At 47.1% G+C, this 12,931-nt stretch carries 12 protein-coding genes; all 12 read left to right on the top strand.

What is annotated here, in order from left to right:
* Positions 1 to 35 precede the first annotated feature (35 nt).
* Positions 36 to 2,093 (top strand): HD family phosphohydrolase, encoded by a 2,058-nt coding sequence (locus U719_RS04215; RefSeq protein WP_023467493.1) that lies wholly within the window; start codon positions 36 to 38, stop codon positions 2,091 to 2,093.
* Entirely contained in the window at positions 2,090 to 2,566 is a 477-nt protein-coding gene (ybeY, locus tag U719_RS04220; RefSeq protein WP_023467495.1) for an rRNA maturation RNase YbeY, read from the top strand. Before U719_RS04215 ends, ybeY begins: the two co-directional genes overlap by 4 nt.
* Positions 2,563 to 2,913, top strand: coding sequence for a diacylglycerol kinase (locus U719_RS04225; protein ID WP_023467497.1), 351 nt, complete (start codon positions 2,563 to 2,565; stop codon positions 2,911 to 2,913). The genes ybeY and U719_RS04225 overlap by 4 nt, the downstream gene beginning before the upstream one ends.
* Positions 2,914 to 2,961: 48 nt before the next feature.
* Complete coding sequence (locus U719_RS04230) at positions 2,962 to 3,360, top strand: cytidine deaminase (protein WP_023467498.1); 399 nt, start codon at positions 2,962 to 2,964, stop codon at positions 3,358 to 3,360.
* Positions 3,353 to 4,261: a GTPase Era gene (gene era / locus U719_RS04235; protein WP_023467500.1), complete on the top strand. Its 909-nt coding sequence runs from the start codon at positions 3,353 to 3,355 to the stop codon at positions 4,259 to 4,261. The genes U719_RS04230 and era overlap by 8 nt, the downstream gene beginning before the upstream one ends.
* 3 nt (positions 4,262 to 4,264) lie before the next feature.
* Positions 4,265 to 5,014 carry a DNA repair protein RecO gene (recO, locus tag U719_RS04240; RefSeq protein ID WP_023467502.1) on the top strand — a complete coding sequence of 250 codons (750 nt, stop codon included), beginning with the start codon at positions 4,265 to 4,267 and terminating at the stop codon, positions 5,012 to 5,014.
* Between the two features lie 289 nt (positions 5,015 to 5,303).
* Complete coding sequence (glyQ, locus tag U719_RS04245; protein ID WP_029341034.1) at positions 5,304 to 6,194, top strand: glycine--tRNA ligase subunit alpha; 891 nt, start codon at positions 5,304 to 5,306, stop codon at positions 6,192 to 6,194.
* Positions 6,187 to 8,247: a glycine--tRNA ligase subunit beta gene (glyS, locus tag U719_RS04250; protein ID WP_023467506.1), complete on the top strand. Its 2,061-nt coding sequence runs from the start codon at positions 6,187 to 6,189 to the stop codon at positions 8,245 to 8,247. The genes glyQ and glyS overlap by 8 nt, the downstream gene beginning before the upstream one ends.
* 21 nt (positions 8,248 to 8,268) lie before the next feature.
* Positions 8,269 to 8,898: a helix-turn-helix transcriptional regulator gene (locus tag U719_RS04255; protein ID WP_023467507.1), complete on the top strand. Its 630-nt coding sequence runs from the start codon at positions 8,269 to 8,271 to the stop codon at positions 8,896 to 8,898.
* A 12-nt stretch (positions 8,899 to 8,910) separates the two neighbouring features.
* On the top strand, positions 8,911 to 9,720 hold the full coding sequence (locus U719_RS04260) for a pyruvate, water dikinase regulatory protein (protein WP_023467509.1): 810 nt from the start codon (positions 8,911 to 8,913) through the stop codon (positions 9,718 to 9,720).
* 146 nt (positions 9,721 to 9,866) lie between these two features.
* Positions 9,867 to 11,663: a DNA primase gene (gene dnaG, locus U719_RS04265; RefSeq protein ID WP_023467510.1), complete on the top strand. Its 1,797-nt coding sequence runs from the start codon at positions 9,867 to 9,869 to the stop codon at positions 11,661 to 11,663.
* 34 nt (positions 11,664 to 11,697) lie between these two features.
* Positions 11,698 to 12,783: an RNA polymerase sigma factor RpoD gene (gene rpoD, locus U719_RS04270; protein ID WP_023467512.1), complete on the top strand. Its 1,086-nt coding sequence runs from the start codon at positions 11,698 to 11,700 to the stop codon at positions 12,781 to 12,783.
* Positions 12,784 to 12,931: the final 148 nt, after the last annotated feature.

A 12,931-nucleotide genomic window follows, 5' to 3' on the forward strand; every position in this document is an offset into this window, starting at 1 on the left:
CCGTTACGAAAATAGATGGAAAAGGGGGAGATGATATGCGCAAGGTTGGGGTCTGGGTCGGGCTTTTGACAGTAGTATTCTATCTCGTCGTATCGACGATGATGTATGTCAGTGTTCGGCCAGAAGCCTTGTCCGCAGAACCATTCTCAATTGCAGAAGAAGATATCCGGTCACCCTTGACGATGGAGGACCGGGTTGCAACAAATCAAATCAAGGAAAATTCGGTTGCTGCAATCGAGAGTCAGTATACGATCAAACAAGAGTATGCAGCACAACAAATTGATAAAGTCGAACAACTTTTTGCGAGTTTGTCTGGTATCAAAAAAACAAATGAGATCGGTAAAATCAAACAGCGTCTGCGTGGAACGGAGGCGGCAACTCTTTTGAAGGATGATGAGTTACGCTTGCTTGTGACGTCGACGACAGCACTACGGAATACGACACGTGACGTCGTCATCACCGCGATTGAAGAAGCGATGCGTCAACGTATCTCGTCTGATGGTGGTGAAGTAGCGGAGGCACGTGAGAATGCGCGAACGGATATTGAACGTTCGCCACTGTCCTTTTCACTAAAAGCAGTCGCTAAAGCGATGACCGATCAACTGATCGTGACGAACTACGTCTATGATCCGGAAAAGACGGAACAGCTTCGTAAGCAGACGAGTGATAAAGTTGAACCAGTCATCATTTCAGAAGGCGAAGTGATCGTTAAACGAGGCGAAGTGATTTCACAAGATGCCTATCGTCAGCTACAATTAGTCGGCTTGATTTCTGATCGACAGTCGTTGAAACCGTTACTCGGGGCGATGCTTGTCAGTGCGTTGATGACTGCCTTTTTATTTGGATTCATTCACCGTTCAAAACTGCGATACGCTCAAATGGGGCGGATTCGATTATTCGGGCTTGTCTACCTCGTCGTCAGTCTACAATTACTCGTCATGTATGGTATGGCGTTCTTAGCAGACGACATCAATCCAGCATTTTACTTACTCACGCCGACCGCTTTTGCTGCGCTCGTCTTGCGCAATTTATTGAACGAACGGATTGCATTATCGAGTTCTCTGTTTACGGCGCTTGCCGGAACGTTCTTCTATAGTACGAACCAGAACTTCAGCTTCAATATCGCAATCTATTTATTGGTCGGTGGTTTAGTCGCAACGTTTTTCCTGCGCTCTAGTTTGTCACGACGTCGTATTTTCATGAGCAGTGTTTCGATTGCCGGAGCAAACATCGCGATTTTCTTAGCATTCGTCCTGTTACGAAGTGGTACGTTCGAACTACGAGAAACGCTGATTTTAATCGGTTTTGCGATTGCGAGTGGTATCTTGAGTGCCGTCCTAGCAATTGGACTATTGCCGTTTCTTGAAATGACGTTCGGTATTTTAGCACCGACCCGTCTACTCGAACTGTTGAACCCGACGCATCCGTTACTCAAAAAATTATTAGTTGAAGCACCGGGAACGTACCATCACAGTATGATGGTTGCGAATCTAGCAGAAACAGCCTGTGAAGCAATCGGAGCAGATGGCTTGCTTGCACGAGTCGGCGCCTACTATCATGATTTAGGGAAAACGAGACGACCGCTTTATTTCATTGAGAACCAGCATGGACGCAATCCCCATGATCGATTGACAACGGAAGAGTCGGCACGTGTCATCTTGGCACATACCGAGGATGGTGTTGAATTACTCGAAGAAGCAAAACTGCCTGCAGCAATCGTTGATATTTGCCGCCAGCATCATGGAACCTCTCTGCTGAGATACTTTTATGTCAAGGCAGCAGAACAAGGTGAGGTCGATGAGGAGACGTTCCGATACACGGGTCCGAAACCACAAACTCGTGAAGCGGCGGTCATCATGATCGTTGACTCGATTGAAGCGGCAGTTCGTTCGATGAAAGCTCCTTCAGAAGAAGGAATTCGGGACTTGGTCGCGAAAATCATTCGTGAAAAGATGATGGATGATCAATTTGCGGAATGTGACATTACGACACGTGAGATTTATCGCGTTGGTGAAAGTGCGTGTCATACCTTATCCGGTTTGTTCCATGAACGAATCGAGTATCCAGAATTAAAGAAAGAGGCAACGACATGAATATTTATATGACAGACGAAAATAATCGTCTAACGGAAGAACAACGACAGCTTGTCGAATCGATTTTGATTTACACGGCAGAACAAGAAGAAGTCGATTCAAATAGTGAGTTGTCCGTGACTTTCGTTTCAAACGATGAGATTCAAGAAATCAATCGTGAATGGCGTGGAAAGGATCAGGCAACGGACGTCATTTCCTTTGCGATGGAAGAACTCGGTGAAGATGAAATCGATTTTGGATTGCTCGAAGACGAACCAATCGTCCTCGGCGATTTGATCATTTCCATAGAACGGTGTCGTGAACAAGCGGCAGAGTATGGCAATCATTTTGAGCGAGAGCTCGGTTTTCTCGCTGTCCATGGTTTTCTCCATTTACTTGGATACGATCACATTGAAAAAGCAGATGAGGAAGTCATGACGAAGCGACAGGAGGAAATCCTGCATCACTTCGAGTTATATCGGGGCACATTGTGAAAAGCTGGTGGCAACCGTTTCGGCATGCCATGAACGGATTGTGCCAATCGATTCGAGAAGAACGGCATATGAAAGTTCACGTGACAGTTGGTGCCATCGTGTTACTTGTCGCTTTTCTATTACCATTGACGTCTGTCGAGCGAGCGATCCTCTTCTTGACGGTCGGGATCGTCATCAGTGCCGAGATGTTCAATACAGCGTTTGAGCGCGTCGTTGATCTCGTGACGCAGGAATGGCATCCGCTGGCAAAAGCAGTCAAGGATATTGCAAGTGGAGCTGTTCTCGTGTTGGCGCTTACATCTATTGCAATTGCACTATGCATCTTCATCCCATATTTGGTACAATAAGAATCCGGCCTTTTTGGCCAATACCGTTCCTAAGAAGGGGATATTCACATGAAAACAGAACAATTACTCGAACAAGCTAAACGTGCACGCGAAAAAGCGTATGTTCCATATTCGAAATTCCAAGTCGGTGCTGCTCTACTAACAAAAGACGGACAAGTCTTCCACGGCTGCAATATTGAAAACGCTGCATATGGTCTTTGTAACTGTGCAGAACGGACAGCAATCTTCTCTGCGTGGGCACAGGATGCGCGCGAGTATGCAGCGATGGCTGTCGTTGCGGACACGGAAGGACCGGTCGCACCGTGCGGACAATGCCGCCAAGTGTTATCAGAGATGTGTGACGCGGATATGCCAATCTATTTGACGAACCTTAAAGGGGATGTCACAGAAACAACAGTGGGTGCCCTCTTACCAGGAGCATTCACGAAAGGGGATTTACATGTTTAAAGAAGGATTCAAATCGGGCTTTGTCTCGATCATCGGACGCCCGAACGTCGGAAAATCGACATTCCTCAACCGTGTCATCGGACAAAAGATTGCCATCATGTCTGATAAGCCACAAACGACGCGAAACAAGATCCAAGGTGTCTATACGACAGAAGACGTTCAGACGATTTTCATCGATACACCAGGGATTCATAAACCAAAACATAAACTTGGTGACTTCATGATGAAGGTCGCGACGAACGCATTGCGTGAAGTTGATGCGATTTTATTCATGGTCAACGTGACGGAACCAAAAGGAAAAGGTGACGATTTCATCATTGAAAAATTGAAGGAACTCGATACACCCATCATCCTCGTCATGAATAAGGTCGATTTGATTCATCCGAATGATATTCCGCCAATCATCGAGTCATATAAAAATGAGCTTGAGTTTGCGGCAGTCGTTCCGATCTCTGCGCTTCAAGGTAACAACGTCGGACCGTTACTTGAAGAAATCGCGAAGATCTTACCGGAAGGACCGATGTATTATCCGGCGGATCAAGTCACTGACCACCCGGAGCGTTTCATCATCTCAGAGATGATCCGTGAGAAAGTCTTGCAAAAGACACGCGATGAAGTACCACACTCGATCGCGGTCGCGATTGATCAAATCAAGACGCGTGAGAATGGAAACATGGTCGATGTCCATGCGACGATCTTGATCGAGCGTGATTCCCAAAAAGGAATCATCATCGGTAAACGCGGAGCACTTCTAAAAGAAATTGGCTCCGAAGCACGAACGGACATCGAGATGTTACTCGGAACAAAAGTTTACCTGAACTTGTGGGTCAAAGTCCAAAAGGATTGGCGCAATAAGGCCGGTCAATTGCGTGAACTTGGCTTCCGCGATGACGAGTATTAAGCGATGATCGATAAGGCGGAAGGGCTTGTACTACGAACGGTCGTATACGGTGAATCGAATAAGATCGTCACGCTACTGACACGTGAATACGGCAAGCTCGCCGTCATGGCGCGAGGAGCGAAGAAGCCGGGCAGCCGCTTTAACGCGGCAAGCCAGCCTTTCGTTCGAGCCGTCTATATCTATCCACGGTCTCGTGGTCTCGGTCAGTTAAAATCGGCAGACGTCATCACGAGTCATGCGCATATCCGGCAAGATGTCGTCTTGATGGCATATGCGATGTATCTACTGGAGCTTGCAGATAAAGCGCTTGATGAACGTGTGCCGCAACCAGCGCTGTATGATTTGTTCGTCGAAGGACTGGAGGCGATGGATGAAGGACTCGATCCCGACGTCGTCTCCTTCATCATTGAGTTGCGCCTGTTGCGTCATCTAGGGATTGCGCCACACTTGAACGGCTGTACGATTTGCGGGAGTGCTGAAGCACCGTTTGCTTTTTCGTTACACCACGGCGGTCTACTCTGTCGCCGGCACCGTCATGAGGATGAACATGCCGTCTTTATGTCAGAGGCAGTCGCGAAGATGCTCTACGTGTTTTCCGTCTATGATTTTTCGCGAATCGGGACCGTGACGGTGAAGCCGGAAACGAAGCGTCTACTACGTCAAATCATGGATGCTTATATGGAACGTTACAGCGGGTTACGCCTACGTTCAAAACGTGTCCTCGACCAGTTGATTGATTTCGGCAACGATTGACAGCAACAAGCGGGTTCGGTAGAATAAATGCGGTAGAAGCAACTAAATGAACACGATGACGAAAAGGAGTACCGTCTTTTTCTCAATCAAGCGATTCCAGGGTGGTGCGAGCTGGGAGTGAGAGGGGCGCGAATGGCGTTTCGGAGTGTTCTTTGTCAAAAAGAGTGGCATGCGATGCATGCAAGTAGGGTGGAACCGCGGGCTTGTCTCGTCCCTATGTGCAACGATTGTTGTACATAGGGGCGTTTTTTTGCGTTCCTTAATCATTTTGGAGGTGAAAGTCGTGAAGATGACAGTACAAGACATGATCTTGACATTACAAAAATTTTGGGCAGAACAAGGCTGCTTGACGATGCAAGCATACGACGTAGAAAAAGGAGCCGGTACGATGAATCCGATGACATTCTTACGGAGTCTCGGACCAGAACCATGGAACGTTTGTTATACAGAACCATCACGCCGTCCGGCTGACGGTCGTTACGGGGAAAATCCGAACCGTCTGTATCAACACCATCAATTCCAAGTCATCATGAAACCATCACCTGACAACATTCAGGAATTGTACTTACAAAGTCTCGAGTTGCTCGGTATCAACCCACTCGAACATGATATTCGTTTCGTAGAGGATAACTGGGAGAACCCGACATTCGGTGCTGCAGGTCTCGGCTGGGAAGTATGGCTGAACGGGATGGAAATCACGCAATTCACGTATTTCCAACAAGTCGGTGGAATCGAGTGTAATCCGATCGCAGTCGAGATCACTTACGGAATCGAGCGTCTCGCGTCGTACATTCAAGACGTCGAGAGTGTCTTTGATCTCGTTTGGACGGATGGCTTCAAATACGGTGATATCTTCTATCAACCGGAGTTCGAACATTCGAAGTATACGTTTGAAACATCAGATGTCGCCTTACTCTTCACGTTGTTCGATCAATATGAAAAAGAAGCGAATCGTGCCTTGGACGAGAATCTCGTTTTCCCAGCGTATGATTACATCTTGAAATGTTCGCATACCTTTAACCTTCTCGACGCGAAGGGTGCGATTTCTGTCACGGAACGGACAGGATTCATCCATCGTGTCCGGAACATGTCGCGCCGTTGTGCGCAAAGTTTCATCGAAGAACGGGAACGTCTTGGCTTCCCATTGATCAAGTCGAAAGCAGGTGAGTCACATGCATGAATTATTACTTGAAATCGGTTTAGAAGAGATGCCGGCTCGATTCGTCCTTCAATCCGAAACACAACTCAAGGAGCGCGTGACGCGTTTTCTTGAAGAAGCACGGATTGAGTTCGCGAGCGTCGAATCCTTCTCGACACCACGCCGTCTTGCAGTTTACGTCAAAGGTCTCGCAGCTCGTCAAAGTGACCTCGAAGAGACATTAAAAGGACCAGCAAAACGTATCGCGATGGACGAAGCAGGGAACTGGACGAAAGCAGCCGAAGGGTTTGCGCGTGGTAAAGGGTTAACGACGGACGATCTCTTCCTTGGAGAAGAAAAAGGAGTCGAATACCTTTATGCGACACGTAAGGAAGTCGGACAAGCGACAGCCGATCTACTTCCTGGACTAAAACAAGTCGTCGAAGCGATGACATTCCCGAAAAACATGCGTTGGAGCACACAATCATTACGTTATATGCGTCCAATTCGTTGGTTGATTGCCCTGCTTGACGATCAAGTCATCCCGTTTGAAGTCGCATCCGTCGAAACAGGTCGGACATCGCGTGGACATCGTTTCCTCGGGCAGGACATCACGATCCTACGTCCGAACGCTTATGTCGAAGCGCTCGCAGGAGAAAACGTCATCGTCAGTTACGAAGCACGTCGTCAATTGATCGAAGAACAAATCGCAGCGCTTGCGGCACGCGAACAATTCGAAGTGCCGATCGATGCGTCTTTACTTGAAGAAGTCACGAACCTCGTCGAGTATCCGACAGCCTTGTTCGGTGCATTCGATGAAGCGTATCTTGAGTTACCAGAAGAAGTCTTGATCACGACGATGAAAGAACACCAACGTTACTTCCCGGTCAAACGTGACGGTGCGTTGCTCCACTATTTCGTCACGGTACGAAACGGAAACGCAACACATCTTGAAAACGTCGCACGCGGAAACGAAAAAGTCATCCGTGCCCGTTTAGCCGATGCGCAGTTCTTCTATGAAGAAGATAAAAAAGCAGATATCGATGAACAGGCGAAACGTCTTGATAAAATCGTCTTCCATGAAAAATTAGGAACGACAGGCGAAAAAGTCCGTCGCGTCCGTCAGATGGCACTCGCACTTGCAGATCGTGTCGGTGCAGACAAAACACGTGTCGAACGTGCAGGACAGATCTATAAATTCGACCTCGTCAGTCAAATGGTCTATGAATTCACAGAATTACAAGGTCTGATGGGTGAGCGTTATGCGAACATGAAGAATGAGGATCCGGAAGTCGCGGCTGCGATTCGTGAACATTACATGCCACGCTTCGCGGGTGATGCAAGTCCGGAGACACCGACAGGAACACTCTATGCGATTCTCGATAAGATGGATAGCGTCGCTGGATTCTTTGGTGTCGGTATGATTCCGAGTGGATCAGCGGATCCGTATGCATTGCGTCGTCAAGCACAAGGGATTGTTCAGATTTTATCAGATCGCAAGTTGAATCTGACATTGACTGAATTGATTGCCTTCGTCGTTTCAGAACAGGTGGCAGCAGGTCTTTATGCGAAGGATGCCGAAGAAGTTCAAGCTGCATTACAAGACTTCTTTGCACAACGCTTGAAATACCGTCTATCGGAAATGAACTTCCGTCATGATGTCGTCGAAGCCGCTCTTGATCATACGTTGACAGTCGAAGCGAATGAGCAGCGTGCTGCGATGCTTGAAAGTGCGACGAAAAAAGAATCGTTCAAGAAAACAGTCGAACAACTCAGTCGTGTCTTAAACATCTCGAAAAAAGCAGAAGACGTCACAACTGTTAATCCAGCGCTCTTTGAAAATGATGCGGAACGCGCGTTGCATGAGGCGATTGAGAAAACCTTACCAGAGGTCGATCAAGCAATCGCGTCACTTGATTATGAGCGAGCGCTTGAGGCACTTGAGGCAACCGTTCCGTCGATTACAGCATACTTCGACGGTACGATGATCATGACGGACGACGAAACGGTCCGTACGAACCGTCTTAGCGAAATGAAACGATTTGCGCAAGCCATCGAATCAGTCGCCCGGTTCAATGCACTTACTTTAGCGTAAAGAAAAAGGACGGATGAGCCGATGAAGTTAAATGAACGGCAAAAAAAGATACTCCAAATCGTCAAAGAGAATGGTCCGATCACGGGAGAGCAGATTGCTTCTGCACTCTCCCTGACACGGGCGACATTACGACCCGATTTGTCGATTTTAACGATGACCGGCATGCTAGAAGCGCGTCCACGTGTCGGCTATATGTACGTTGGAAAGAAAAATGCGTCCATGCTTCATGAGAAACTCGACACCTTGACCGTCGGCGAATTCATGTCGTCGGCAAAGGTCATTCATGAAGGGATGACCGTATACGATGCGATCGTTCACTTATTCCTTGAAGATGTGGGTTCGCTGTTCGTCGTCAGTAAGGACCATGCGTTAGTCGGTGTGTTGTCACGTAAGGATTTTCTACGTGCGGCAATCGGTAATCAAGAATTAGATACGTTACCGGTCAACATCATCATGACACGGATGCCGAATTTGACGGTCTGTGAAAAATCGGAGACGTTGATTGGTGCCGGTATGAAACTGATCGAAAAACAGATTGATTCAATGCCAGTCGTCGAAGAGGAGAACGGCGTCTTGAAAGTCGTTGGTCGAATGACGAAGACGAACATGACGAAAGTGTTGGTCGCTTTAGCACGTGATGAAGAAATTTAAGGAGGGTTCCTGATGCGTCAACGGATTTATGTCGTGAGTGACTCTGTCGGAGAGACGTGTGAACTCGTCGTCCGCGCAGCTGCAATCCAATTCCCGGAACAAGCCATCGAAACGGTCCGCATTCCGTTCGTCGATGATGATCAAGTTATTTATGACTTGGTTCTTCATGCGAAAGAAGAACAAGCGACAATCGCTTTCACGATCGTTCATGCGACCCATCGTCGTCTGCTTGCAAACACAGCTCGCGCCCACGGTGTTAAAGCGATTGATCTACTTGGTCCATTGCTTGACACGATGGAAGATCGCTTGCAGATGCAACCGAAGGAAGAGCCAGGGTTAATCTATCGCCTAGATGAGGAGTATTTCCGAAAAATCGAAGCGGTTGAATTTGCTGTCAAGTATGACGATGGACGTGATCCAAAAGGTATCAAACGTGCGGATATCGTCTTGATCGGGGTGTCGCGTACATCAAAGACACCACTTTCGCAGTATCTGGCTTTGAAGCGATATAAAGTAGCGAACGTACCACTCGTACCTGAATCGATCCCGCCAGCGGAGCTATTCGATATTCCAAAAGAAAAATGTTTTGGACTACTCATCTCACCGGAAAAGTTGATCGACATCCGAATGGAACGCCTGCGTTCATTAGGACTCAAACCAGAAGCAGCATACGCGCAGATGGACCGAATCAACCGGGAACTCGAATACGCACGGAATTTATACGAACGAATCGGTTGCCAAGTCATCGACGTGACAAATAAAGCAGTCGAGGAAACGGCAAACCTGATTTTGACCGGAATTTCCGGGAAAGCGCATGACTAGTCAAGCAGTCAGGAACATAGTATACTTGTTTAGCTGATAAATGAGATAATGCCCTTTTTCTAATGAAACGGAACGAGTCATCGTTCCGTTTCATTGCGGGTATGGTCATGTAAGGATAAGTTCTCAAGGAAAGGGGAGAGGACGGAATGAAGCGAATTCCTGATGAAATCGTCGATCAGGTCCGCCAAGCAACGGACATCGTCGAATTGATTTCAGAACGTGTAGAATTAAAAAAACAAGGGAATCGATATTCAGGGCTTTGCCCGTTTCATTCTGAGAAATCACCTTCCTTTTCTGTTTCTCCTGATAAAGGGATGTACTACTGTTTTGGATGTGGTGCAGGTGGAAACGCAATCACTTTCGTCATGGAAACAGAAGGAATGAGTTTCAAGGAAGCCGTCTCTAAATTAGCTGATCGAAGCGATGTCACACTTCCGGAACTGGAGCCGGATCGATTCGAACAATCGGAATCGACACCCGAACAGGAAAAGAAGTTCCGGATGCGCGAGGCACATCGGATCGTCACCGAGTTGTATCATGAGGTGTTGATTCAAACGGAAGCAGGCGATGCGGGACGAATCTATTTAGAGAATCGTGGTATCCGTGAAGGTGCGATGCGTGAGTTCCGACTCGGGTATGCACCGGATCAAGATCGTTTTACAGTGGATTCCTTGGCACGACGTGGGTTTGATTTAGATGAGATGGTCGAAGCGGGATTGATTTCAATCGGACGCGATGGCGATTATCGAGATCGATTCAACGGTCGAGTCGTATTTCCTATCTCCGATCGTGATGGCACGATCGTCGGATTTAGTGGACGTTCGATTGATGGTCGTGATCCGAAGTATGTCAATACAGCGGAAACACCTTTGTTCAATAAAAGTGAACTGTTATTCGGATTCGCTCAAGCACGAGGAGCGATGCGCAAAATCAAACAAGTCGTCCTCGTTGAAGGGAATCTTGATGTTGTGCGTGTCGCTCAAGCGGGTATACCTTATACGGTAGCCTCTTTAGGAACAGCCTTAACACCGGTTCATGCCCAAAACCTAGCACGTATCGTCGATGAAGTCATTATTTGTTATGACGGAGACAAGGCAGGACGCGCTGCGACGTTAAAAGCCCTACAGTTGCTTGAAGCCGTTGCCGTCGACTGTTCCGTCATCCGTTTACCGGATGGCGAAGACCCGGATTCCTTCATTGGGAATCAGGGCGAAGAGACGTTTTTACACTGGATTGAACAAGAACGGGTTTCAAGTCTTGAATTCAAATCTTTTTATTTTCGACAAGGAAAAAACTTGCGATTAGAAGGAGAACGCGTTCGATATATTGAAACTATGCTTGAAGAGATTGGTCGAACATCCAATCCGTTGTTACGGGACATTTATTTAGGAAAACTTTCTGAGGAATTTAAACTCTCGAAAGACTCCTTGATCGCACAAGTGCGTCCAACCGTCCAACAACCGAAGAGAGAACAAATCGTTTCCGATCGCCCAGCTGCTCTACCGACAGCACCTCCTGACCGAACGTTCGCGAACTGGAAAAAGGCAGAACGCTTCTTGCTTGCCTACATGATCCGTTCAGAAGAAGTATGTCTTGAAGTGCGAGAGCAACTAGGTGTCCAATTCAATGATCCGGCACACCAATTGATTGCCGGCAAGCTATATGAATTTTACGGAGCAGGTACGCAAGGAAGTCCTGATCGTTTTTTGACGATGTTGCACGACGCCTCTTTGCAACGAATCGTAGCGGATTTAGAGTTCATGCTAATGCCTGAATATGATCCTGATTTACTCAGTCACTACATTCGTGCCGTCCAAAATGAACAGCAACGTCGGTTGTTAGAAGAAGAAAAGTCACGATTGAATCAACAAACAGATATCCGTGCTCAAGCGGAGCTGATGCAGGCGATCATAGAACGGAAGCGTCGTTTAAAAGATCGATGACCTGCTGCATGATGTGGAAGGAGTGTATGGTTCGATGGCAGAAAAAGCAAGATCAGAAGCTGAATTACTCCGTCTCGCGAAAGAGGAACTCATCGCGCTCGGACATAAAAATGGTGAATTGTCACACCAAAAGATCGAAGACAAACTAAGTTCGTTCGAATCAATGGATGCTCAGCAATTCGAGGAATTCCTTCAATTGCTTGAAACAGAAGGTATCAAGGTCAACAATGACGGTACAGGGGACGAAAAAGAAGAGGCGGATCTAAACGATTTGTCTGTTCCTCCTGGTGTCAAGATCAATGACCCTGTCCGGATGTATTTAAAAGAAATTGGTCGCGTTGATTTGTTAAATGCAGAAGATGAAGTCGAACTTGCTAAACGAATCGAACAAAACGATGAAGAAGCAAAAAAACGATTGGCGGAAGCAAACTTACGTCTCGTCGTTTCGATTGCGAAGCGTTATGTCGGACGCGGTATGTTGTTCCTTGATTTGATTCAAGAAGGCAACATGGGTCTGATCAAAGCGGTCGAGAAATTCGACTATACGAAGGGATATAAATTCTCGACGTATGCAACATGGTGGATTCGTCAGGCAATCACACGTGCGATTGCTGACCAAGCGCGGACAATCCGAATTCCAGTTCACATGGTTGAAACGATCAATAAATTGATTCGTGTCCAGCGTCAACTCTTGCAAGATCTCGGACGTGAACCATCACCGGAAGAGATTTCAAAAGAGATGGAAATCACGCCAGAAAAAGTCCGTGAAATCCTGAAGATTGCGCAAGAGCCGGTTTCTCTTGAAACTCCAATCGGGGAAGAGGACGATTCACATCTCGGAGATTTCATCGAGGACCAAGATGCGACGGCACCACAAGATGCTGCAGCATACGAACTCTTGAAAGAACAACTCGAAGATGTGTTAGATACACTGACGGATCGTGAAGAAAACGTCCTCCGTCTTCGTTTTGGTCTTGACGATGGTCGGACACGGACACTTGAAGAAGTCGGGAAAGTATTTGGCGTTACACGTGAACGAATTCGTCAAATCGAAGCAAAAGCACTTCGGAAATTACGTCATCCGAGTCGTTCGAAACGCCTGAAAGATTTCCTCGATTAATTCAAAGTGTGAAGAATATATGAAATTTTAGTGGGAAGGAAGAAAAAAGTTTCGTTTTTTTCTTCCTTCCCTGTTTTTTTTACAGTAGAATAGTAACGGGGAATACCATTCAGTCACCAACTTGGTTGGGTATAGAATATGGGGGGAA

The organism is Exiguobacterium sp. MH3 (assembly GCF_000496635.1).
In the GTDB taxonomy this organism is placed as follows: Bacteria; Bacillota; Bacilli; order Exiguobacteriales; family Exiguobacteriaceae; genus Exiguobacterium_A; species Exiguobacterium_A indicum.